Source organism: Streptomyces sp. DSM 110735, from assembly GCF_016482685.1.
Taxonomy (GTDB): Bacteria; Actinomycetota; Actinomycetes; order Streptomycetales; family Streptomycetaceae; genus Streptomyces.
In genome coordinates this window covers 302,392-325,935 of record NZ_JACYHF010000001.1, presented here as the reverse complement: position 1 = coordinate 325,935, position 23,544 = coordinate 302,392, and the positions used below count along the sequence as shown (strand labels likewise).

Genomic DNA, 23,544 nt, shown 5'->3' with positions numbered 1-23,544 from the left:
AGACGAGTCACAGCCGACCCGTCTCCCGTAGCCACTCCCACGAGGAGGTGCCGTCATGACGGTCATGGAGCAGCGGGGCGCGTACCGGCCATCGCCGCCGCCCGCCTGGCAGCCCCGTATGGACCCCGCGCCGCTGCTGCCCGACGCCGAGCCCTATCGCGTCCTCGGCACCGAGGCCGCCGCGAAGGCCGACCCGGACCTGCTGCTCCGGCTCTACGCCCAGTTGGTGCGCGGCCGCCGGTACAACACGCAGGCCACCGCGCTGACCAAGCAGGGCCGCCTGGCCGTCTACCCCTCCAGCACCGGTCAGGAGGCGTGCGAGGTCGCCGCCGCCCTGGCGCTGGAGGACCGCGACTGGCTCTTCCCCAGCTACCGCGACACGCTCGCCGTGGTCGCCCGGGGCGTCGACCCGGTGGAGACCCTCACCCTGCTGCGCGGCGACTGGCACAGCGGTTACGACCCGCACGCCCACCGCGTGGCCCCGCTCAGCACCCCGCTCGCCACCCAGTTGCCGCACGCGGTCGGTCTCGCGCACGCCGCCCGGCTCAAGGGGGACGACGTGGTCGCGCTCGCCATGGTCGGCGACGGCGGCACCAGCGAGGGCGACTTCCACGAGGCGCTGAACTTCGCCGCCGTCTGGCAGGCGCCGGTCGTCTTCCTCGTGCAGAACAACGGCTTCGCCATCTCCGTCCCGCTCGCCAAGCAGACCGCCGCCCCCTCCCTGGCCCACAAGGCCGTCGGGTACGGCATGCCGGGCCGCCTGGTGGACGGCAACGACGCGGCGGCGGTGCACGAGGTGCTGAGCGACGCCGTACGCCACGCGCGTGCGGGCGGCGGACCCACCCTGGTCGAGGCGGTGACCTACCGCGTCGAGGCGCACACCAACGCCGACGACGCCACCCGCTACCGGGGCGAGGCCGAGGTGGAGGCGTGGCGCGCCCACGACCCCGTCCGGCTGCTGGAGCACGACCTCGCCGCGCGCGGACTGCTCGACGAGGCAGCGATCGAGGCTGTACGCCAGGACGCCGAGGCGATGGCCGCCGACCTGCGCGAACGCATGAACCAGGACGCCCCGCTCGACCCCATGGAACTCTTCGACCACGTGTACGCCGAACCGACTCCGCAACTGCGCGAGCAGCGCGAGCTGCTGCGCGCCGAGCTGGAAGCCGAGCAGGACGGCCCGGAAGGCGGTCGTCGATGACCACTGTGGCCGTCAAGCCCGCCACCATGGCGCAGGCGCTCACCCGCGCGATGCGCGACGCGATGGCCGCCGATCCGAACGTGCACGTCATGGGCGAGGACGTGGGCACCCTCGGCGGTGTCTTCCGCGTCACCGACGGACTCGCCAAGGAGTTCGGCGAGGACCGCTGCACCGACACCCCGCTCGCCGAGGCGGGCATCCTCGGCACCGCCGTCGGCATGGCCATGTACGGCCTGCGGCCGGTGGTGGAGATGCAGTTCGACGCGTTCGCCTACCCGGCGTTCGAGCAACTGCTCAGCCATGTCTCGAAGACGCGCAACCGCACCCGGGGCCGGATGCCCCTGCCGATCACCGTGCGCGTGCCCTACGGCGGCGGCATCGGCGGCGTCGAGCACCACAGCGACTCCTCCGAGGCGTACTACATGGCCACCCCCGGCCTGCACGTCCTCACCCCGGCCACCGTCGCCGACGCCTACGGCATGCTGCGCGAGGCCATCGCCTCCGACGACCCGGTGGTCTTCCTGGAGCCCAAGCGCCTGTACTGGTCGAAGGACGCCTGGAACCCCGAGCAGCCGGAGGAGGTCGCGCCCATCGGCCGCGCGGTGGTCCGCCGCACCGGCCGCAGCGCCACCCTCGTCACCTACGGCCCCTCCCTCCCGGTCTGCATGGAGGCCGCCGAGGCCGCCCAAGCGGAGGGCTGGGACCTGGAGGTCGTCGACCTGCGCTCACTGGTGCCCTTCGACGACGAGACGGTGTGCGCCTCCGTGCGCCGCACCGGACGCGCGGTCGTCGTGCACGAGTCGACCGGGTTCGGCGGGCCGGGCGGAGAGATCGCCGCCCGGATCACCGAGCGCTGCTTCCACCACCTGGAGGCGCCGGTGCTGCGCGTCGCCGGGTTCGACATCCCCTACCCGCCGCCGATGCTGGAGCGGCACCACCTGCCCGGCGTCGACCGCGTGCTGGACGCCGTGGCCCGGCTCCAGTGGGAGGCCGAGGGCTGATGGCACAGGTACTGGAGTTCAAGCTGCCCGACCTCGGCGAGGGACTGACCGAGGCGGAGATCGTGCGCTGGCTGGTGGACGTGGGCGACGTGGTCGCCGTGGACCAGCCGGTGGTCGAGGTCGAGACGGCCAAGGCGATGGTCGAGGTGCCCTGCCCCTACGGCGGCGTGGTCACCGCGCGCTACGGCGAGGAGGGCACCGAACTGCCCGTCGGCGCGCCCCTGATCACGGTCGCCGTCGGCTCGGACGAGCCGGGATCCGAGTCCGCGGAGCCCACCGACGCCGCGGGCGAGGAGTCGGGCAACGTCCTGGTCGGCTACGGCACCCGGGCGTCCTCGGGGCGCCGCCGCAGGGTGCGCACGGGAATCGGCGTGGGGATCGGCGCGGGCCCGGGCAGCGTGCCCGCCGCGGACGGCTCGCCGGAGACCCGCCCCGGGTCCAAGTCCCACACGGACGTGTCCCGCACGGACGGGTCTCGTCGCGACGTGTCCCGCACCGACGCGCCCCGCCCGCCCGCCTTCCCTGTCGCATCGCGCACCTCCGCGCCGCCCGCCCCGGATCGAGCGGACGCGCCCCCCGTCCACCCCGACGGCCCGGTCGCCGTCATCTCCCCCCTCGTCCGCCGCATCGCCCGCGACAACGGCGTGGACCTGCGCACGCTGCACGGTTCGGGACCGGACGGGCTGATCCTGCGCGCGGACGTGGAGGACGTGCTGCGGGCCAGGACGGCGGCACCGGACCGCCCGGCGGCGGCTCGGGACACCACCATCGCGCCGGTCACCCCGTCCGCACCTCCCGGCGGGCTCCGCATCCCGCTCAAGGGCGTGCGCGGTGCCGTGGCGGACAAGCTCGCGCGCAGCCGCCGTGAGATCCCGGACGCGACCTGCTGGGTGGACGCCGACGCCACCGAGCTGATGCGCGCGCGGGCCGCCATGAACGCGGCCGGGGCTCCGAAGATCTCCCTGCTCGCGCTGCTCGCCCGCATCTGCACGGCCGCGCTCGCCCGCCACCCCGAGCTGAACTCGTACGTGGACACCGAGGCGCGCGAGATCGTCCAGCTCGACCAGGTGCACCTCGGGTTCGCCGCGCAGACCCCGCGCGGACTGGTCGTGCCGGTGGTCCGGGACGCCCACGCGCGGGACGCCGAGGGGCTGACCGGCGAGTTCGCCAGGCTCACCGAGCTGGCCCGCGAGGGGACGCTCACCCCGGCAGACCTCACCGGCGGCACCTTCACGCTCAACAACTACGGCGTCTTCGGGGTCGACGGCTCCACCCCGATCGTCAACCACCCCGAGGCGGCCATGCTCGGCGTCGGCCGGATCGTCCCCAAGCCGTGGGTGCACGAGGGCGAGCTGGCGGTGCGCCAGGTCGTGCAGCTCTCGCTCACCTTCGACCACCGGGTGTGCGACGGCGGCACGGCGGGCGGCTTCCTGCGGTACGTCGCGGACTGCGTCGAACAACCGGCGGTGCTCCTGCGCACCCTCTGAGCCCGGCGGGACTCGGCTCCGAGCACGCCCGAGCTGAGCTGTGACCGGTGGCCTCGTACGCCCCAGCGGACGTACGAGGCCACCGGTCACTCGAACAGGACATACTCGGAGGGTGACCGACAACGCCCCCGCCGACCCGAGCCCCGACCCGAGTCCCGCCCCGTCCTCCGCCCCGGGGACCGGCATCCCGTACGACGCCGTCGTGCTGGCCGGGGGTGCCGCGCGGCGGCTCGGCGGTGCCGACAAGCCGGGCGTGCGGGTCGGTGGCCGTCCGCTGCTCGACCGGGTGCTCGCCGCCTGCGCCGGGGCTGCCGGGACCGTCGTCGTCGCCGAGCCGCGCCCCACCGCGCGGCCGGTGCGCTGGACGCGTGAGGAGCCGCCCGGCGCCGGACCGGTCGCCGCGCTGGACGCCGGACTGCGGCTCACGGACGCCGGGTGCGCGGTGGTCCTCTCCGCCGACCTGCCCTTCCTCGACGAGGGAACCGTGCTGCGGCTGCTGACCGAGCTGCGGGAGAGCGGTGCCGACGCCGCGCTGCTCACCGACGCCGACGGGCGTGACCAGCCGCTCGTGGCCGCCTATCGCACCGCCGCGCTGCGCGAGGCGCTCGACGCCCTCGCCGTCGAGCACGACGGCCTCACCGGGCTGCCGCTGCGCAGGCTGACCGCCGCGCTGCGCGTCACCCGGGTCCCGGACGCGCTCGCGTCCTTCGACTGCGACACCTGGGACGACATCTCCCGCGCCAGGGCGCGCATCAGGGAGCATGGGCACGTGCTGAACGAATGGATCACCGCAGTCAAGAACGAACTCGGTATCGACCTGGACGTGGACACCCGGGTCCTGCTCGACGTGGCCCGTGACGTCGCGCACGGCGTGGCCCGCCCCGCCGCCCCGCTCACCACCTTCCTCGTCGGATACGCCGCCGCCCAGGGCAAGGGCGACGCCGAGGCCATCGCCGAAGCCGCCGGGAAGGTCGCCTCCCTGGCCCTGCGCTGGGAGGCCGAGCACAGCGGGAGCGACACCGCTCCGGACGCCGGATGACCGCCCCCGGCACCCGCGCCGGGTCCTCCGCCGGGGACGAACTCGACGACCTGGACGTGGAGGAGGCACTGGCCCTCGTACGGCCCGCGCCGACGACCCCCGCGCACCCGCCCGCCGCCACGCACCCCTCCACCCCGGACACCCCCTCCGCTTCCGGCGCCGGGCACCGGTCCCACGGCGGACACGCCGACGCCACCTCCTGGCCCCGCGCCCGCGAGATCGCCGCCCGGGCTGTCCGCGCCACCAGCCGCCGCCAACCGGTCTCGGTGTCCCTCGCCGACGCCCTCGGCAAGGTCCTGGCGGCTCCGCTGGACGCGCTCAGCGACCTGCCCTCCTTCGACACCTCCGCGATGGACGGCTGGGCGGTCGCCGGACCCGGACCCTGGCAGGTGCGGGAGTCCGGTGTGCTCGCCGGGCACGCCCCGCACGAGGCGCTCACCGACGGCGAAGCCGTGTCCATCGCGACCGGCGCCCGCATCCCGGCCGGGGTCACCGCCGTCCTGCGCAGCGAGCACGGCCGCACGGACACCCAGGGACGGCTGCACGCCACCGAGGAAATGAGCCACGGTCAGGACATCCGGCCGCGCGGTCAGGAGTGCCGCAGCGGTGACCGGTTGCTGCCGAGCGGCACCCTGGTCACCCCGGCGGTGCTCGGTCTCGCGGCGGCGGCCGGGTACGACACCCTCGCCGTCGTCCCGCGTCCACGCGTCGAGATCCTGGTCCTCGGCGACGAACTGCTCACCGAGGGACTGCCGCACGACGGACTGATCCGCGACGCGCTCGGTCCGATGCTCGCCCCCTGGCTGCGCGCGCTCGGCGCGGAGGTGACCGCCGTACGACGGCTCGGCGACGACGCCAAGGCGCTGCGCAAGGCGATCACCTCCTCGCGCGCCGATCTGATCGTCACCACCGGCGGCACCGCCGGAGGACCGGTCGACCAGGTGCACCCCACCCTCGCCGCCCTCGGCGCCGAACTCCTCGTGGACGGGGTCGCGGTACGCCCCGGCCACCCCATGCTGCTGGCGCGGATCAAGGACGGACGGCACCTCGTCGGGCTGCCCGGCAACCCCCTCGCGGCGGTCTCCGGACTGATCACGCTCGCCGAGCCCCTGCTGCGCACCCTGGCGGCCCGTCCGGCACCCGAGCCGTACGCGCTGCCGCTGCCGGAACCCGTGCCGGGGCACCCGCACGACACGAAGCTGGCCCCCGTGGCGCTGCGCGGCGACCACGCCGTACCGCTGCACTACAACGGCCCGGCCATGCTGCGCGGGATCGCCGCCGCCGACGCGCTGGCCGTCGTACCGCCGGGCGGCTCCCCGCAGGGCGCCGGGGCGGAACTGCTCGATCTGCCGTGGGCGGCGGGCGGAATCGGGGTGTGTTTCACGTGAAACTTCCGGGCCATGACGCCATAGCCCGCCAGACCGGCGACCATCTGGTGACCCATCGGATCAAGCTCCCCAGAAAAGCGGTGGAGCGTCCGATCCGCCAGGTGGCCAAACGGCTGGTCATGGCGCTGCTGGTGCTGGTCGGGACCGCCTTCGTCGTCTACGCCGACCGCGCGGGCTACCACGACAACTCCGACGGCCCGGTGGATCTGCTCGACGCGTTCTACTACGCCACGGTCACCCTCTCCACCACCGGATACGGCGACATCACGCCGGTCAGCGACAGCGCCCGGCTCACCAACATCCTCGTCATCACGCCCCTGCGCGTGCTGTTCCTGATCATCCTGGTCGGCACCACGCTGGAAGTCCTCACCGAACGCACCCGTGAGGAATGGCGCCTGAACCGCTGGAGGTCCACCTTGCGCGACCACACCGTCGTCATCGGCTTCGGCACGAAGGGCCGCTCGGCGATCCAGACCGTGTGCGCCACGGGACTCAAGAGCGAGCAGGTCGTCGTGATCGACCCCAGCTCCAAGGCCATCGACGCGGCCACCGCCGAGGGGTACGCGGGCGTGGTCGGCGACGCCACCCGCAGCGACGTCCTGCGCCGCGCCGAGGTGCACAAGGCGCGGCAGATCATCATCGCCCCGCAGCGCGACGACACCTCCGTGCTGGTCACCCTGACGGCCCGGCAGCTCAACCGGGGCGCCAAGATCGTGGCCGCCGTGCGCGAGGAGGAGAACGCCCCGCTGCTCAAGCAGTCCGGCGCCGACGCCGTGATCACCAGCTCCGCCGCTGCGGGGCGGCTGCTCGGTCTCTCGGTGCTCAGCCCCGCCGCCGGCATGGTGATGGAGGACCTGATCCAGCAGGGCAGCGGGATGGACATCGTGGAACGCCCCGTGGTCCGCGCCGAGGCGGGCAAGACCCCGCGCGAGGTCGAGGACCTGGTGGTGAGCGTCCTGCGCGGTCATCGGGTGCTCGGCTACGACGACCCGTCCGTCGGCACCCTCCAGCTCACGGACCGTCTGATCACCATCGCCCGCGCGACCCCGGCGACCCCGGTCGCCCCGCATCCCCGCCCGCTGCCCGGCGGCTGAGCACCCGCTGCCCGGCGGCTGAGCACCCGCTGTCCGGCGGCTGCCCCGGAGGCTGAGCGGCGACTGCGCGGGGCGGGCGCCGGGCGACGGCACCGGGGAGTAGCGTCGCAGGCATGTATGCGATCACCATTCCCGAACCCGGCGGTCCCGAGAAGCTGGTGTGGGAGGAGGTGCCCGATCCCGCGCCCGGCGAGGGCGAGGTGCTGGTCGACGTGGTGGCCACCGCCGTGAACCGCGCCGACATCATGCAGCGGCAGGGCTTCTACGACCCGCCGCCCGGCGCCTCCCCCTACCCCGGGCTCGAGTGTTCCGGCCGGATCGCCGCCCTCGGTCCCGGCGTCTCCGGCTGGTCCGTCGGCGACGAGGTGTGCGCGCTGCTCTCGGGCGGCGGCTACGCCCAGAAGGTCGTCGTCCCGGCCGGGCAGTTGCTGCCCGTTCCCGCCGGGATCAGCCTCGACCGGGCGGCCGCGCTGCCCGAGGTGGTGTGCACCGTCTGGTCCAACGTCTTCATGCTCGCCCATCTGCGTCCGGGTGAGCTGCTGCTCGTGCACGGCGGCTCCAGCGGCATCGGCACCATGGCGATCCAGTTGGCCAAGGCGGTCGGAGCGCGCGTCGCGGTGACGGCGGGGTCCAAGGAGAAGCTGGACTTCTGCGCCGAGCTGGGCGTCGACATCCTGATCAACTATCGCGAGCAGGACTTCGTCGCCGAGATCGAGCGGGCCACGGACGGCGCGGGCGCCGACGTGATCCTCGACAACATGGGCGCCAAGTACCTGGACCGCAACGTCCAGGCGCTGGCCGTCAACGGACGCCTCGTCATCATCGGCATGCAGGGCGGCGTCAAGGCCGAGCTGAACATCGGCGCCCTGCTCATGAAGCGCGGCGCGGTCAGCGCGACCTCGCTGCGCGCCCGGCCGCTGAGCGAGAAGGCGGCCATCGTGGCCGCCGTGCGCGAGCACGTGTGGCCGCTGCTGGCCTCGGGTGTCGTGCGCCCGGTCGTGGACCGCGAGCTGCCCATGACGGACGCCGCCGAGGCGCACCGGGTGGTGGAGGGCAGCGGCCACATCGGCAAGGTGCTGCTGGTCGCTCCGTAGAACCCGGTCAGTCCCGGCGCACCCGCAGCCCGACGAACGCCAGCGCCAGACCCAGGCCGACCAGCATCAGACCGCTGCCGAGCGGCAGGATGTCCGCCGGTTCGGCCGGGGGCTGACCCTGGTTCACGGCGGCGGGCAGGGAGGCGGGCGCGCTCGCCGGGGCGGAGGCGGCCGGGGCGCTCGCCGGGATGTCGGCGGTCTCCGGTTCCTCCGGATAGGCGACTCGGGTCGTGGCGGCAGCCGGGGCGCTCGCCGTGTCGGTGCCCTCCTCCTCGGCCGCCGGACCGTCAGGGCGTCCCGGGCGCAGCCGCCCCTCACCGGCCAGGCTCCCCGCCCGCGACGGACCCGGGCGGCTGGCGGTGGGCGAGGCGGAGGCGCGGGTCCGCGCGGCGGGCGAGACGGTGACGGCGCCCGAGGCGGACGGCGACGCGGAGGTGCCCGGCGGCGCGGCGTGCGCGGGGGAGCCCGGCGGGGCGGATTCGGCGCCGTACGCCGTCGCGGTACCGCCTGCGGGCGCGGCCGCCGCCGTGAGGACGAGCAGCAGCCGCACCAGGCGGAGCAGAAGTCGCAGCCTTGGAGTCACGTCGGTGACCTCCCGGAACCAGTTGCCGTGTCCGGCGGCGTGCCCGTTGCCGTGACCGGCGGAAAACCGACGGAATCAAGCCTCACATCCGGCGCGGTCGCGGGCATTTCGGAATGGGCCGTCAGGTCTACGGCGGCTCCGCCGCGGCGTCGTACGGCGGTCCGGACCGGGAGATCGTCAGCGGGAGGGGGCGCGGCGGTGATGGGGTGGGGCCGTGCGAGACAATGACGGCATGGAGATGCCGAGGAACGAACGGTCGCCGGAGAATCCCCAGATCCTCGTCGTGGGCCAGGACGGCACCGCGCTCGGAGGCGGCGGGGACGAGGGCTCCCGCGAGATTCCGGTGACGGAGCAGGTCGAGCAGCCCGCGAAGGTCATGCGGATCGGCAGCATGATCAAGCAGCTCCTGGAGGAGGTGCGCGCGGCTCCCCTCGACGAGGCCAGCCGGGTGCGGCTCAAGGAGATCCACGCCAGCTCGGTCAAGGAGCTGGAGGACGGCCTCGCGCCGGAGCTGGTCGAGGAGCTGGAGCGGCTCTCGCTGCCCTTCACCGACGAGGTCGTCCCGAGCGACGCGGAGCTGCGGATCGCCCAGGCGCAGCTCGTGGGCTGGCTGGAGGGTCTCTTCCACGGCATCCAGACCACGCTGTTCGCCCAGCAGATGGCCGCGCGGGCCCAGCTCGAGCAGATGCGCCGCGCCCTGCCGCCGGGCATGGCCCCCGAGGGCGACGACGAGCACCCGGGCGGTCGCTCGGGCGGACCGTACCTCTAGAGCCCCGCGAGACCTCCGGGGCCCCGCGAGCGGCACCCCGTGACGACACCTGACACGCGGAAGGGCCCGGCGGACACTCCGCCGGGCCCTTCTCACCGCTCGGTCACGGGCTCATCGCCCGGTCACGGGTTGCCCGTGGACACGTTGAGCTGGATCTCCACGTCCTTGGGGTCGACGTCGGTGTCGGGCTTGGGGAACTGGTCGGTGACGGCCCCCTCGCCGTAGGTGTTCTCGTCGACGTGGACCTCCTTCACCCGCCAGCCCGCCGCCCGCGCGCACTCCTTGACGGACTTCACGTACTTGTAGCGGAAGTCCGGGAGCCGCACCTTGTCCGGGTCGTTGTACGACTCGTCGGGCTCGGTGCACTCGGTCTTGTCGATGGTCTTGCTGGTGTCGGGACCCCGGTAGCCCGCCGCGTGCCCGGTGGTGGCGGAGGCGGAGGCGCTGCTCCCGCCCTTGCCGCCCTCCTTGTCGCCGTCGCCGCGCACCGTCAGCGCGACGAGCAGCCCGGCGACCGCGACGAGGGCCACGGCGACCGAGGCGATCACCACGGTCCGGTTGCCCTTGCCGGACGCCGGGGGAGCCGAGGGGGCGGTGCCGTAACCGGACTGTCCGTACCCGACCGGCGTGGTCGGGTAGCCACCCTGCTGCGGATACCCGTAGGCGGGATTGGCGTACGGCGTCTGCGGCGCGACCGGCTGGTACGGCTGCTGGACCGGACCGGGCGGCGGAGCGGGGCTCGTCTGGTCCACCGGCGGGAACACGGTCGAGCCGACGCCCGCCCCGCTCTGCACAGGACCGGCGCCCGGCACGATGCTCGGCGCCGCCGGCTGGAGCGAGGACGCCACGCGCAGGCACTCCTCGCGCATCGCCTCGGCGGTGGGGAAGCGCTCGTTGGGGTTCTTCTTCAGCGCGCGGGCGACCAGCGCGTCCACCGCCGGGGGCAGCGCGCGGTTGATGGAGGAGGGCGCGACCGGCTCCTCCTGAACGTGCGCGTACGCGATGGCCAGCGGCGAGTCCGCGTCGAACGGCAGGCGCCCGGTGACGAGCTGGAACAGCATGATGCCGACCGAGTAGAGGTCGGAGCGGGCGTCCACGCCCCGGCCGAGGGCCTGCTCGGGGGAGAGGTACTGGGGGGTGCCGACGACCATGCCGGTCTGGGTCATCGAGGTGACCCCGGACTGCATCGCCCGCGCGATGCCGAAGTCCATCACCTTGACCACGCCGCGCCGGGTCACCATCACGTTGCCGGGCTTGATGTCGCGGTGGACGAGCCCCTTCTCGTGGCTGATCTCCAGCGCCGCGAGCACATCGGCGGTGATCTTCAGTGCCCTGTCGGCGGGCATCGCGCCCAACTGCCGTACGTCCTCGGTCAGGACGGAGCCGAGGGGGCGGCCCTCGACATACTCCATGACGATGTACGGCATACCGTCCGCTTCGTCCTCGCCGGTGTCGAAGACGGAGACGATGTTGGTGTGCGTGAGCTTGGCCACGGCCTGCGCCTCGCGGCGGAACCGCTCGCGGAACGCCTGCTCGCGGCCGAGTTCGGTGTGCAGGGTCTTGACCGCGACCTGACGGTCGAGCACCGCGTCGTAGGCCAGGTGCACGGAGGCCATGCCGCCCTCGCCGAGCAGGTCGCGCAGTTGGTAGCGGCCACCGGCGAGCGCCCGCCCCGAGTACCGGCCCTGTGCGCCGTCCTGGCTCATCTCTCCGTGTCCCCCACTGGCCTGCGCGGGCCGCCGCAGAGCGAACGCGCCGTGTGCGGACCTGCCTTGATCGAATGTGTCATTCCCGGCCAAGTCTGCCCCAGGGCAGTGACACGTCAAGCGCGGTGCCCGTTCCGTGACCGTACGCGAAGGAAGCGTCGCGGAAGCGTTACAGCAGGTGTACGGAGGCCGCACGGAATTTGCACGAGGGCGCGGGGTACCGGTTTCATGGCCGGTCCGTCTCGGGTCGGCCCCGTCCCGGATCGGGACCGGCGGCCACCGCGAAGGCTGTAGCGTGGCCGACGGAGACCGTAACAACACCGCGCGAAATGCGGGCAGAAACGACGGCGAGGACCGATGGCACAGACGCACGGCGCCCAAGGCCCGTCCGACGACCCCGAGGTGGCCGCGGGCGGCATGGCGGACGCGCCGGAGGCGTGGGGCAACGGCGGCCTCGTCGGCGACGGCCGGTACCGGCTGACGCACCGGCTCGGCCGCGGTGGCATGGCCGAGGTGTTCGCCGCCGAGGACATCCGTCTCGGTCGCACCGTCGCGGTCAAGCTGCTCCGTGCCGACCTCGCCGAGGACCCGGTGTCCAAGGCGCGCTTCACGCGTGAGGCCCAGTCGGTCGCCGGGCTCAACCACCACTCGATCGTCGCCGTGTACGACTCCGGCGAGGACGAGGTGAACGGCCAGGCCGTGCCGTACATCGTGATGGAGCTGGTCGAGGGGCGCACCATCCGTGATCTGCTGATCGACGCCGAGGCGCCGGGTCCCGAGCAGGCGCTGATCATCGTCTCCGGCGTCCTCGACGCGCTCGCCTACTCGCACCAGCACGGCATCGTGCACCGTGACATCAAGCCGGCCAACGTCATCATCACCGACAACGGCGCGGTCAAGGTGATGGACTTCGGCATCGCGCGCGCCCTGCACGGCGCGCAGTCCACGATGACCCAGACCGGCATGGTCATGGGCACCCCCCAGTACCTCTCCCCGGAGCAGGCGCTCGGCAAGGCCGTCGACCACCGCTCCGACCTGTACGCGACCGGCTGCCTGCTCTACGAACTCCTCGCCCTGCGCCCCCCGTTCACCGGCGAGACCCCGCTCTCGGTGGTCTACCAGCACGTCCAGGACATGCCGGTGCCGCCCTCGCAGGTCGCCGACGGCGCCCCGCCGGAGCTGGACGGGCTGGTCATGCGCTCGCTCGCCAAGGAGCCGGACGACCGGTTCCAGACGGCGGAGGAGATGCGCGGTCTGATCCAGTACGGCCTGCAGATGCTGTACGACCAGGGCAGCCACACCGGCACCTGGAACACCGGTCCGGTGGACGCGCCCGAGGCCCGGCACACCCCGCCCGGCGGCTTCGCGGGCACCACCGTGATGCCCCAGTCCGGCGGGTACGGCGGCGGCACCACGCAGATCCCGCAGCCGATCCTGCCCGGCGGCTACGGCCGCGGTGACGACGGCGGCTTCGAGGGCAGCGGCAACCGGGGCAGCGGTCGCGGCAAGCTGTGGCTCCTTGCCGCGCTCGCGGTGGTCGCGGTGGTGGCCGGTGTCGCGCTCGCGCTCAACAAGTCGGGCGGCGACGACACCCCGACGAACAAGCCGTCGCCGAGCCACTCCAAGACCCACCACAAGGACGACAAGTCCAGCGAGACCCCCGACGACGGCACCACCGACGCGCCCGACCAGAACACGGGCACGCAGGGCGGCGGCTCGGGCGGTTACAGCGGCGGTTACCGGACGCCGTCGAACACCCAGACCGCGCCCACCACCTCGGGCCCGACGGACGACCCCTCCGACACCACGGACGGCGGCTCGGACCAGGGCACGACCGGCGGGGACGACGAGGGCACGAACACCGGCAACGGGGGCGCGAGCCAGGGCACGTCGAACACCGGCGGTACCAGCACCGGCACCACGAACACCGGCGGTACCAGCACCGGCACCACGAACACCGGCGGCACGAACACGGGCACCACGACCGGTACCACCGACCAGGGCGCCACGACCGAGGGCAGCGCGGGCGACAGCGGGACTTGAAGCCCGCCGACCCTGGGCCCCACGACGTCACCGTGACGGGTCCCGGGTCACCGGAGCCGGACACCCGGCTCGTGAAGCGCGCCCTGTCCGGGCGGTGAAGCGTGCCCCGCCCGGCTTGTGAAGGACGCCCCTGCCCGTGACGGCGTCTCAGCCAGTGAAGGCGTCGCAGACCGCCTCGTACTCGCGGGTCCACCACACCACGAGCGCCGAGGCGGCGGGGAACTGGCAGTCGGCGCGGGTGTCGTCGCGCTCGTAGTGCCAGCGCAGCATCCAGAAGTCGTTCAGGCGCTCCCACCACACCCGGTGCACGGCCGCCGCCAGCTCCGAGGGCGTGGCGCGGGCCGCGCGCCGGTAGGTGCGGGCGTACGCCCTGACCTTCGGCAGGTCCAGCGTGCCCGCCGGGCGCAGGAAGAAGATCGCGGCGGCGCGGACCGCCTCCTCCGCGCGGGGCTGCACGCCGAGCCGGTCCCAGTCGACGATGGCGGCGGGGGCGTCGTCGACGTAGAGCAGGTTGAACGGGTGGAAGTCGCCGTGCACCCAGCCCACCGGACCGCCGCGCGGCGGACGCCGTCCCGCGTGCTGTTCCAGCAGGTCACGGCGTTCCAGCAGGCGGCGTCTGGCCAGTTCGTCGAAGGTGTCGGCGGGGCGGTGGCGGCTGACGCGGCCGAGCAGGTCGTCGATGAGCGCGTAGGTGTCGGCCGGGTCGGCGCTCTCCACGGGGTGCGGGCTGGTCGCCGGGCGGGTGCGCCCCTTGGGCGGCATCACGCGCTCCAGACAGGCGTGCACGGCGCCCAGGAGTGCGCCCAGGCGCGCGCTCTGGGCGCGGGTGAGCTGACCGCCGTGCCGGTGGCCGCCGTCGATCCAGGGGTGCAGGGCGTAGGCGTGCCCGCCGATCACCGCGACCGTACGGCCCTCGCGGTGGGTCAGCGGCTGGGCGACCGGGACGCCGACCGCGGCCAGGCGCCCGGTGGCGCGGTGGCGGCGCTCGATGGCGGCGGGGTCGGCGGTGTCCGGGTCGAAATGGTGCTTGAGGAAGTAGTGGCCCCGGGTGGTGCGCACCCGGTACCCCCGGTTGAGCAGCCCCTGGTCGACCGGTTCGCAGGCGAGGGCCGTACCGGCTCCGTAGAGACGTAACAAGGCGCCAAGTGGGGGCGCGTGGGGCACGAGGGGTGGTACACAAAGGCGCTGCACGCGGCAGATGCTAGGGCACGAAAAGCGGCCGTGAGCTGGGCCTTGTCACAGGCAGTCGCCGCCGATCGCATTCGGTCACACGATGTACCGCCGTGAACTCCGGGGCGGTTTTCCGAAGGCGTCCGGGGAATTCCGAAAAGGAGTCACCACGGCGGCGAAGAACCATGCGCCGAACCAGGCGCCGAGCAGGTGCCGAACCGGGCGCCGAACCCCGCGCCACGCCCGTGCGCACTCGTGCCCGGAGTCTTCCCGTGACCTGGGTGAGCGGGATAACGTGCCGTTGCTCCGGCCTCCTGCAAGGCTGTGACCAGGGAACTTCCGGACTCTGTCGATTTACTTGGAAATCCAAGCAAAATCGCAGGTCAGGTGGGGTTTCACAGAAATGTGGAGCACTGGGTAACGTAAATGTCGCAGGGCGCTCGCCGGGGCACCTGTCACGCCTGTTCCCGGCCGAGTGGCACCCACCCCGTGCCCGGTGGTCGTGAACAGGTGGCCGCTCCCCCGGCTCCGACCGAGCAAGGGGGACCCCAGGCTCACCGGCAACCCCGGGAGCCGGAACGACGGAGGAGCACACGTGACCGTGGACAGCAGTGCCGCGCGCAAGCCGCGACGCGGCGCCGCAGGCAAGACCGGGAAGACCGGCGCCAGCACCGGCACCACCGGCACCAGGAGCACCACCCGCACCGCCGCGCGCAAGAACACCGAGCCCGAGCTGGTGCAGTTGCTGACGCCCGAGGGCGAGCGTGTGGCGCACGCCGAGTTCGACGCGTACGTCGACGGCATCACCCCCGAGGAGCTGCGCGGTCTCTACCGCGACATGGTGCTCACCCGCCGCTTCGACGCCGAGGCCACTGCCCTGCAGCGCCAGGGCGAGCTGGGTCTGTGGGCCTCGCTGCTCGGCCAGGAGGCCGCCCAGATCGGCTCGGGGCGTGCCACCCGCGAGGACGACTACGTCTTCCCGACCTACCGCGAGCACGGCGTCGCCTGGTGCCGCGGGGTCGACCCGACCAACCTGCTCGGCATGTTCCGCGGGGTGAACAACGGCGGCTGGGACCCCAACGGCAACAACTTCCACCTGTACACGATCGTCATCGGCTCCCAGACGCTGCACGCCACCGGCTACGCGATGGGCGTGGCCAAGGACGGCGCGGACTCGGCCGTGATCGCCTACTTCGGCGACGGCGCCTCCAGCCAGGGCGACGTGGCGGAGTCCTTCACCTTCTCCGCGGTCTACAACGCCCCCGTCGTGTTCTTCTGCCAGAACAACCAGTGGGCGATCTCCGAGCCCACCGAGAAGCAGACCCGTGTGCCGCTCTACCAGCGCGCGCAGGGCTACGGCTTCCCCGGCGTCCGCGTCGACGGCAACGACGTGCTGGCCTGCCTCGCCGTGACCCGCTGGGCGCTGGAGCGCGCCCGCCAGGGCGAGGGACCGACCCTGGTCGAGGCGTTCACCTACCGGATGGGCGCCCACACCACCTCCGACGACCCCACCCGCTACCGGGGCGACGAGGAGCGCCAGGCGTGGGAGGCGAAGGACCCGATCCTGCGCCTGCGCCGGTTCCTGGAGGCCGGAAACCACACGGACGAGGGATTCTTCGAGGAACTGGAGGCCGAGTCCGAGGCGTTGGGCAAACGAGTGCGCGAAGCGGTCCGCGCCATGCCCGACCCGGACCGGTTCGCCATTTTCGAGAACGTGTACGCGGACGGGCACGCGCTCGTCGACGAGGAGCGCGCCCAGTTCGCCGCCTATCAGGCGTCGTTCGCGGACGTGGAAGGGGGCAACTGACATGGCCGAGAAGATGGCTCTGGCCAAGGCGATCAACGAGTCGCTGCGGCGCGCCCTGGACGAGGACCCCAAGGTCCTGGTGATGGGTGAGGACGTCGGCAAGCTCGGCGGCGTGTTCCGGGTGACCGACGGTCTCCAGAAGGACTTCGGCGAGAGCCGGGTCATCGACACCCCGCTGGCCGAGTCCGGCATCGTCGGCACCGCGATCGGTCTTGCCCTGCGCGGCTACCGCCCGGTGGTGGAGATCCAGTTCGACGGCTTCGTCTTCCCCGCGTACGACCAGATCGTCACCCAGCTCGCCAAGATGCACGCGCGCTCGCTGGGCAAGGTCAAGATGCCCGTCGTCGTGCGCATCCCCTACGGCGGCGGCATCGGCGCGGTCGAGCACCACTCGGAGTCCCCCGAGGCGCTGTTCGCGCACGTGTCCGGACTGAAGATCGTCAGCCCGTCCAACGCCTCGGACGCCTACTGGATGATGCAGCAGGCCATCCAGAGCGACGACCCGGTGATCTACTTCGAGCCCAAGCGGCGCTACTGGGACAAGGGCGAGGTCGACGTCGAGTCGATCCCCGCCCCGCTGCACAAGGCGCGCGTGGTCCGCGAGGGCACCGATCTGACGCTGGTCGCCTATGGTCCCATGGTCAAGCTCTGCCAGGAGGTGGCCGACGCCGCCGCCGAGGAGGGCAAGTCCCTGGAGGTCCTGGACCTGCGCTCGGTCTCCCCGATGGACTTCGACGCGATCCAGACCTCGGTGGAGAAGACCCGCCGTCTGGTGGTCGTCCACGAGGCGCCGGTGTTCTTCGGCTCCGGCGCGGAGATCGCCGCGCGCATCACCGAGCGCTGCTTCTACCACCTGGAGGCACCGGTGCTCCGGGTCGGCGGCTACCACGCCCCGTACCCGCCGGCCCGCCTGGAGGAGGAGTACCTGCCGAGCCTGGACCGGGTGCTCGACGCCGTCGACCGCGCCCTGGCGTACTGAGGAAGGTTTCGTGACGACGATGACGGAAGCTTCCGTGCGCGAGTTCAAGATGCCGGACGTGGGCGAGGGGCTCACCGAGGCGGAGATCCTCAAGTGGTACGTGCAGGTGGGCGACAGGGTCACCGACGGCCAGGTGGTGTGCGAGGTCGAGACCGCCAAGGCGGCCGTCGAACTCCCCATCCCCTACGACGGGGTGGTGCGCGAGCTGCGCTTCCCCGAGGGGACGACGGTGGACGTGGGCACGTCCATCATCGCGGTGGACGTGTCGGGCGGTGAGGCACCGCCCGTGGTCGCGGAGCCCGAGGTGGCCGCCGCTGCTCCCGCTGCCGCCGAGGAGGCCGAGCCGCAGAAGCGTCAGCCGGTGCTCGTCGGGTACGGCGTGGCGACGTCCTCCACCAAGCGGCGCCCGCGCAAGGGTCCCGAGGTGACGGTGTCGGCGGCGGCACAGGCGGTGCAGTCCGAGCTGAACGGGCACGGTGCGGCGCCGTCCGCGTCCGCGCCCGTGAAGGAGCGCCCGCTGGCCAAGCCGCCGGTGCGCAAGCTGGCCAAGGACCTGGGCGTCGACCTCGCCGCGGTGACGCCGTCCGGCCCGGACGGGATCATCACCCGCGAGGACGTGCACGCGGCGGTCGCCCCGGCGGAGCCGGTGACCGAGACGCCCGCGGCTCCCGCCGCGCCCACCGTGCCCGCGGCGCCCGTGGCCACGTACGACACGGCTCGCGAGACCCGCGTCCCGGTCAAGGGCGTCCGCAAGGCGACCGCGCAGGCGATGATCGGCTCGGCGTTCACGGCGCCGCACGTCACGGAGTTCGTGACGGTGGACGTGACGCGGACGATGAAGCTGGTCGAGGAACTCAAGCAGGACAAGGAGTTCGCGGGGCTGCGGGTCAACCCGCTGCTGCTGATCGCCAAGGCGATCCTGGTGGCGATCCGCCGCAACCCGGACATCAACGCGTCCTGGGACGAGGCGGCTCAGGAGATCGTGCTCAAGCACTACGTCAACCTGGGCATCGCCGCGGCCACCCCGCGCGGTCTGATCGTGCCGAACATCAAGGACGCCCACACCAAGACGCTCCCGCAGCTCTCCGAGGCGCTGGGCGACCTGGTGACGACGGCCCGCGAGGGCAAGACCTCCCCGGCGGCCATGCAGGGCGGCACGATCACCATCACCAACGTCGGCGTCTTCGGCGTCGACACCGGCACGCCCATCCTGAACCCGGGTGAGTCCGCGATCCTCGCGGTCGGCGCGATCAAGCTCCAGCCCTGGGTCCACAAGGGCAAGATCAAGCCCCGCCAGGTCACCACCCTGGCACTCTCCTTCGACCACCGCCTGGTCGACGGCGAACTGGGCTCCAAGTTCCTGGCGGACGTGGCGGCGATCCTGGAACAGCCGAAGCGGTTGCTGACCTGGGCATAGTGTGCCCTTTTGACCTGCGGAAATGCCGAGAGAGTGACCTCCAGTCACTCTCTCGGCATTTTCTCGGCACCGGTCAGCTCTGACTGAGTACGTACACCGGCGCCCCGTTCTCCGCTCCTCCACGAGAGCGGATGCAGGCGTGTTTGCGGAGCAGGCGCAGACATTCGTTGACCCGGCGGACCGTCAAACCGGTGCGGGCCGCGAGGGATTCGAGGGGCTCGCGGAGTTCTCCCTTTTCGACGAGGACCGGGGCGATGACGACGGCCACGGTCCAGACGTCTTCCGTCACGGACAGCCGCTCGCGCCAGTCGGCCAGGACGGTGGCGGTGGTGGTGTGGCCGCCTGGGGCGGTGACGCGGGTGAGGGTCAGACCGTCGAGCCGGTCCGCGATCCGTCCCATCGCCTCGGCGATGGTCTGCTGCGCCGTCAGCGTGGCGTGCTGCGCGGCGAGCATCTCCCTTTGCAGCGCCAGTGATTCACGCTGTGCGCTCGCCAACTCCGCGTCCAGATGGAGGTTGTGCGCCTCCAGACGGACGATCGCTTCCGCGACCTGATCCGGCATCGCGTAGGCGAGGGGAGAGCCGGGGGCGGTCGGCTGCACCTCGGCTTCTTCGAGAGAGTACGAACCCTCTCGCTGTACGGTCTCGATCACTTCCGCGACCCACTCCTTGAAGGGGGCGCAGGCGGGTTTGGTGCAGGCGTTCACCAAGAGAATCAGACCTTGGAGGTCGATCAGATTCATGTCTCGGCGCCACTCTCTACCTGCGGGAACGCTGAGAGCGTAACCTCCAGTTACGCTCTCGATCGTCTCTCGATGGGCCTCGGGAACATGGTCCGAGAGAGCTTTGCGGGCGTTCGTGTGGCCCAGTTGCCGGCACACATCCACTGCCGGAAACCAATGACTCCCGTCCGGCATCGTCAGCCTCCGTACGCGGGCTCCCGTCGCCGCGTACACGAAGTCGCTGATGTCGATGGCCTCGTGGTGTGCGGACGCGTCGGGGCGGTTGCTGGGTTCGTTCATGTGCGTCACCTCCGAGCCGGAACGTAGGGCGGAGGAATTCGCATATGCCAGTTGGGGGACGGGATGTTCACGATTGCGAGGGAAGGCGGCGTGATTCCCGGGTTTCGGCGTGGTCGGGCGTGCTAGGGGGAAGTTACCCGCATATGCCAGGGGCCCGCCGCTGCCGAGTCGGCTGCGGCGGGCCCCTCCCCCCGGTCTGTGGGTGGCGTTACTTGGCGAAGCCGTAGTTCAGGAGCTTCTTGGCGTCCGTTTCGCGCTGGGGGACGGACGTGGAGGCGAGGACCGTGCCGATGACCGTCTTGCCGTTGCGGGTGGCGGCGAAGACGAGGCAGTACTTGGCCTCGGGACCGGAGCCGGTCTTCACGCCGATGGTGCCGCTGTAGTTGCTGAGCAGCGTGTTGGTGTTGGTCCACGCCTTCATCGTGCGCGTGCTGCCGGTCTTGGTGGTCGTCTTGGCCGTGTACGACTTGGTCTTGACGATCGAGCGGAACGTGGAGTTCTTCATCGCGCTGCTGGCGATCTTCGTCAGGTCGCGCGGCGTCGAGTAGTTGGACCCCTTGCCGATGCCGTCGAACGAGTCGAAGTGCGTGTTCGTCAGCTTCAGGCTCTTCGCGGCGGCGTTCATCTTGCCGAGGAAGGAGTTCACGCGGGCGGTGTGGGTGCTGCCCGAGCCGAACTTGTCGGCGAGGACGTAGGCGGCGTCGCAGCCGGAGGGCAGCATCAGCCCGTAGAGGAGCTGACGGACGGTGACCTTGTCGCCGACGATCAGACCGGCCGAGGACGCGTTGTTGGCGACGATGTAGTCGCTGGCGCCCTTCGGGATCGTGACCTTGGTGTCCAGGTTGAGGTTCGGCTGCGCCAGCACGACCTTCGCGGTCATGATCTTCGTGGTGGAACCGGTGGAACGCCGGGTGTCCGCGGCCTTGGTGAACAGCGACGTACCCGTCGCGTTGTTCATCACGAAGCCGCCCTTGGCCACGATCGAGGGCTTGGTGACGGCCTGCGCGGGGGCAGCGGTGAGGGCACCGGTGGTGAGCAGGGCGCCGGACGTCACGGCGACGGCGGCGGCCTTGCGGAGGCGGGAGCCCTTGATGCCGGTAATCAAAGCGGAATACCTCGATTGTCTTGAATGCCCTATAAAAAGCGGCCTGGTTGAGGTGGCATGAAAGTGGGGCCGCACGTGTGTGACACCCGTGGGGCGTGAATGGTTGCGCGACACGGAGAGATTTTTCCGCCGACTTTTCCGGGCGCCGCGATCCGGTCCGCATGATGGACGGCCCTCCCTGGCGTGCGCCTGTTGTATCTATCCTGTGGACATGCAAACGGCCACCAGGCAGCCACCCGCCGCCGAACGCGTCTACGCCCACGTCAAGCAGGGCGTCCTCGACCGCAGCTACGAGGGCGGCACCCTTCTCACCGAGGGGGAGCTGGCCGAGGCGGTGGGTGTCTCGCGCACCCCCGTCCGTGAGGCGCTGCTGCGCCTGGAAGCCGAGGGGCTGCTGCGGCTGTATCCGAAGAAGGGCGCGCTGGTGCTGCCGGTCTCCGCGCAGGAGATCGCGGACGTGGTGGAGACCCGGCTGCTCGTCGAGGAGCACGCCGCGCGCAAGGCCGTACCCGCCCCGCCCGCTCTGGTGGAGCGGCTGACCGAGCTGCTGGAGCGGCAGCGGGAGCAGGCCGCCGCCGGTGACTTCGCCGCCGCCGCCGTCACCGACCGCCGCTTCCACGCCGAGATCGTGCGCAGCGGGGGGAACGAGATCCTCTCGCGCCTCTACGACCAGTTGCGCGACCGGCAGTTGAGGATGGGCGTCGCCGTCATGCACTCCCACCCGGACCGCATCGCCAAGACCCTCACCGAGCACGCGGAGATCCTGGACGCGCTGCGCTCCGGCGACGCGGAGGCGGCGGTCGGGATCGTGCACCGGCACGTGGGGTGGTTCTCCCACCTGGCGCGCGGGGAGGTGCGATGAGCACGCGGGCCGACGCGGGAAGCCGTGTCCTGCCGGGTGATCCGCCGGGCGGCGGGCGCGCGGTCGCGGTGTGGTGCATAGGCGTGGCGGTCTACTTCGTGGCCGTCATCTTCCGCACCTCGCTCGGCGTCGCGGGTCTGGACGCGGCCGACCGTTTCCATGTCGGCGCCTCCGAGCTGTCGACGTTCTCGATCCTGCAGTTGCTGGTGTACGCCGGGATGCAGATACCCGTCGGTCTCCTGGTCGACCGCCTCGGCACCAAGAAGGTGCTGTGCATCGGCGCCGTCCTCTTCACCGCCGGTCAGCTCGGCTTCGCTTTCTCCCCCTCCTACGGCACCGCGCTCGCCTCCCGCGCCCTGCTCGGCTGCGGCGACGCGATGACCTTCATCAGCGTGCTGCGCCTTGGCACGCGGTGGTTCCCGGCGCGGCGCGGTCCGATGATCGCCCAGCTCGCGGCGCTTGCCGGGATGGCGGGCAACCTCGTCTCCACGCTCGTCCTCGCCCGGCTGCTGCACGGGCTCGGCTGGACCCCGGCGTTCGCGGGCAGCGCGGTCGCGGGTGTGGTCGTGCTGGTCCTGACGCTGCTGTTCCTCAAGGACCACCCCGAGGGGCACGAGCCCGAGCCGTCCTCGCACCACGGCGCCGCCTACGTCCGCCGCCAGATCGCCGAGTCCTGGCGGGAGCCGGGCACCCGGCTCGGCATGTGGGTGCACTTCACGACCCAGTTCCCGGCGATGGTGTTCCTGCTGCTGTGGGGGCTGCCGTTCCTGGTCGAGGCGCAGGGGCTCAGCCGTGCCGTGGCCGGTGAACTCCTCACGCTGGTCGTCCTTTCCAACATGGTCGTCGGTCTCGTCTACGGTCAGATCGTCGCCCGGCACCACGCGGCCCGGCTGCCGCTCGCCCTCGGCACGGTCGCCGCGACCGCCCTGCTCTGGGCGCTCACCCTCGCCTGGCCCGGCGATCACGCCCCGATGGCGCTGCTCCTCCTCCTCTGTGTCGTCCTCGGCGCCTGCGGTCCCGCCTCGATGCTCGGCTTCGACTTCGCCCGCCCCGCGAACCCGCCCGAGCGGCAGGGCACCGCCTCCGGCATCACCAACATGGGCGGCTTCATCGCCTCCATGACCACCCTCTTCGCCGTCGGCGTCCTCCTCGACGCCACCGGCGACGACTACGCGATCGCCTTCTCCGCGGTCTTCGTCCTCCAGGCGATCGGCATCGTCCAGATCCTCCGCCTGCGGGGGCGCGCCGCCCGCCGCGAGCGCGAGCGGCTGGTGGCGAGCCGGGTGGAGACGGTGCACGTGCCCGCGGCGTGAGGGGCGGGGTCGACCTCCGGCGGTGTGACGGGGCACGGCTACGGCGTGAGCCGGTGGCTCGGTGAGGGGAGCCTGTCCCGCGCACGGGTGGCGTGACGAGGTGGCGCAGCCGGGAGCAGGTGTCCGCGTACGGTCTACGACCAGGCGTGGGGATCGCGCGCGGGTTCTGGAACCTGAGCCGACCCGCCGGGCACCTGATCAGGCGCGGTCCCACACGCGGCGCCCGCCGATGTCGAGCACGGTGCGGGGGCGCGTCGGCGCGGCACGCTGACGAGGCGGGGGGAGAGGGGCACGCGCATCAGCGTCCGGCAACGGTCGGCTGGCCAGCGGCGCCCAACCCCCGGCAGCGAAAGGTCCGTTGGTCCGCGCCGAGTGATCACCGTGTCGCCGGGGCGGCCGAGTCGCATCACCGGAGGATCCCGCCGAACCGCCGACGGCCTCCAACTCCGGCAGCAACAGCCCCGT

At 72.2% G+C, this 23,544-nt stretch carries 19 protein-coding genes; 14 read left to right on the top strand and 5 right to left on the bottom strand.

Translation table 11 applies throughout. From position 1 onward, the window contains the following. Nucleotides 1-55: 55 nt before the first annotated feature. The 7 genes from pdhA (IF655_RS01440) (at nucleotide 56) to IF655_RS01410 (ending at nucleotide 8,304) form a co-directional block, all read left to right on the top strand. Nucleotides 56-1,201: a pyruvate dehydrogenase (acetyl-transferring) E1 component subunit alpha gene (gene pdhA, locus IF655_RS01440; protein WP_199581550.1), complete on the top strand. Its 1,146-nt coding sequence runs from the start codon at nucleotides 56-58 to the stop codon at nucleotides 1,199-1,201. Next, nucleotides 1,198-2,202, top strand: coding sequence for an alpha-ketoacid dehydrogenase subunit beta (locus tag IF655_RS01435; RefSeq protein WP_199581549.1), 1,005 nt, complete (start codon nucleotides 1,198-1,200; stop codon nucleotides 2,200-2,202). The genes pdhA (IF655_RS01440) and IF655_RS01435 overlap by 4 nt, the downstream gene beginning before the upstream one ends. Continuing rightward, nucleotides 2,202-3,689, top strand: a complete 1,488-nt coding sequence (locus IF655_RS01430; protein ID WP_199581548.1) for a 2-oxo acid dehydrogenase subunit E2 — start codon at nucleotides 2,202-2,204, stop codon at nucleotides 3,687-3,689. The genes IF655_RS01435 and IF655_RS01430 overlap by 1 nt, the downstream gene beginning before the upstream one ends. Before the next feature lie 112 nt (nucleotides 3,690-3,801). After that, nucleotides 3,802-4,728 (top strand): NTP transferase domain-containing protein, encoded by a 927-nt coding sequence (locus tag IF655_RS01425; protein WP_374100156.1) that lies wholly within the window; start codon nucleotides 3,802-3,804, stop codon nucleotides 4,726-4,728. After that, nucleotides 4,725-6,116 carry a molybdopterin molybdotransferase MoeA gene (locus IF655_RS01420; RefSeq protein WP_199581547.1) on the top strand — a complete coding sequence of 464 codons (1,392 nt, stop codon included), beginning with the start codon at nucleotides 4,725-4,727 and terminating at the stop codon, nucleotides 6,114-6,116. Before IF655_RS01425 ends, IF655_RS01420 begins: the two co-directional genes overlap by 4 nt. Then, nucleotides 6,113-7,210 carry a TrkA family potassium uptake protein gene (locus IF655_RS01415; protein ID WP_199581546.1) on the top strand — a complete coding sequence of 366 codons (1,098 nt, stop codon included), beginning with the start codon at nucleotides 6,113-6,115 and terminating at the stop codon, nucleotides 7,208-7,210. Before IF655_RS01420 ends, IF655_RS01415 begins: the two co-directional genes overlap by 4 nt. 113 nt (nucleotides 7,211-7,323) lie before the next feature. Continuing rightward, a complete protein-coding gene (locus IF655_RS01410) occupies nucleotides 7,324-8,304 on the top strand; it encodes an NAD(P)H-quinone oxidoreductase (RefSeq protein ID WP_199581545.1) in 981 nt (326 codons plus the stop codon). A 7-nt stretch (nucleotides 8,305-8,311) separates the two neighbouring features. Here the strand turns inward: IF655_RS01410 and IF655_RS01405 are convergent, their stop codons facing one another. After that, the gene (locus IF655_RS01405; protein ID WP_199581544.1) at nucleotides 8,312-8,887 is read right to left on the bottom strand and encodes a hypothetical protein; all 576 of its coding nucleotides are present in this window, start codon (nucleotides 8,885-8,887) and stop codon (nucleotides 8,312-8,314) included. A gap of 232 nt (nucleotides 8,888-9,119) precedes the next feature. Here IF655_RS01405 and IF655_RS01400 point away from each other — a divergent pair, with 232 nt between their 5' ends. After that, entirely contained in the window at nucleotides 9,120-9,656 is a 537-nt protein-coding gene (locus tag IF655_RS01400) for a bacterial proteasome activator family protein (protein WP_199581543.1), read from the top strand. Between the two features lie 122 nt (nucleotides 9,657-9,778). Here IF655_RS01400 and IF655_RS01395 read toward each other — a convergent pair whose 3' ends face one another. After that, nucleotides 9,779-11,362 carry a protein kinase gene (locus IF655_RS01395; protein ID WP_199581542.1) on the bottom strand — a complete coding sequence of 528 codons (1,584 nt, stop codon included), beginning with the start codon at nucleotides 11,360-11,362 and terminating at the stop codon, nucleotides 9,779-9,781. 357 nt (nucleotides 11,363-11,719) lie between these two features. Here IF655_RS01395 and IF655_RS01390 point away from each other — a divergent pair, with 357 nt between their 5' ends. Continuing rightward, nucleotides 11,720-13,405, top strand: a complete 1,686-nt coding sequence (locus IF655_RS01390) for a protein kinase (protein ID WP_199581541.1) — start codon at nucleotides 11,720-11,722, stop codon at nucleotides 13,403-13,405. 147 nt (nucleotides 13,406-13,552) lie between these two features. Here the strand turns inward: IF655_RS01390 and IF655_RS01385 are convergent, their stop codons facing one another. After that, entirely contained in the window at nucleotides 13,553-14,569 is a 1,017-nt protein-coding gene (locus IF655_RS01385; RefSeq protein ID WP_199581540.1) for a phosphotransferase, read from the bottom strand. 601 nt (nucleotides 14,570-15,170) lie between these two features. Here IF655_RS01385 and pdhA (IF655_RS01380) point away from each other — a divergent pair. From pdhA (IF655_RS01380) to IF655_RS01370, 3 genes are read left to right on the top strand one after another with little or no spacing between them, the layout of a single operon-like run. After that, the gene (gene pdhA / locus IF655_RS01380) at nucleotides 15,171-16,382 is read left to right on the top strand and encodes a pyruvate dehydrogenase (acetyl-transferring) E1 component subunit alpha (RefSeq protein ID WP_199581539.1); all 1,212 of its coding nucleotides are present in this window, start codon (nucleotides 15,171-15,173) and stop codon (nucleotides 16,380-16,382) included. Nucleotide 16,383: 1 nt separating this feature from the next. Next, complete coding sequence (locus IF655_RS01375; RefSeq protein ID WP_199581538.1) at nucleotides 16,384-17,361, top strand: alpha-ketoacid dehydrogenase subunit beta; 978 nt, start codon at nucleotides 16,384-16,386, stop codon at nucleotides 17,359-17,361. A gap of 10 nt (nucleotides 17,362-17,371) precedes the next feature. Continuing rightward, nucleotides 17,372-18,778, top strand: coding sequence for a dihydrolipoamide acetyltransferase family protein (locus tag IF655_RS01370; protein ID WP_199581537.1), 1,407 nt, complete (start codon nucleotides 17,372-17,374; stop codon nucleotides 18,776-18,778). Between the two features lie 73 nt (nucleotides 18,779-18,851). On the opposite strand, the gene IF655_RS01365 is transcribed toward IF655_RS01370, so the two are convergent. Both IF655_RS01365 and IF655_RS01360 read right to left on the bottom strand, forming a co-directional pair. Continuing rightward, nucleotides 18,852-19,799 carry a Bro-N domain-containing protein gene (locus IF655_RS01365; RefSeq protein WP_199581536.1) on the bottom strand — a complete coding sequence of 316 codons (948 nt, stop codon included), beginning with the start codon at nucleotides 19,797-19,799 and terminating at the stop codon, nucleotides 18,852-18,854. 208 nt (nucleotides 19,800-20,007) lie between these two features. Beyond that, nucleotides 20,008-20,904 (bottom strand): D-alanyl-D-alanine carboxypeptidase family protein, encoded by an 897-nt coding sequence (locus tag IF655_RS01360; protein ID WP_199581535.1) that lies wholly within the window; start codon nucleotides 20,902-20,904, stop codon nucleotides 20,008-20,010. Between the two features lie 211 nt (nucleotides 20,905-21,115). Between IF655_RS01360 and IF655_RS01355 the strand changes: the two genes are divergently transcribed. Further along, nucleotides 21,116-21,766, top strand: a complete 651-nt coding sequence (locus IF655_RS01355; RefSeq protein WP_199581534.1) for a GntR family transcriptional regulator — start codon at nucleotides 21,116-21,118, stop codon at nucleotides 21,764-21,766. Then, complete coding sequence (locus IF655_RS01350; RefSeq protein WP_199581533.1) at nucleotides 21,763-23,079, top strand: nitrate/nitrite transporter; 1,317 nt, start codon at nucleotides 21,763-21,765, stop codon at nucleotides 23,077-23,079. The genes IF655_RS01355 and IF655_RS01350 overlap by 4 nt, the downstream gene beginning before the upstream one ends. The last annotated feature ends 465 nt before the right edge of the window (nucleotides 23,080-23,544 follow it).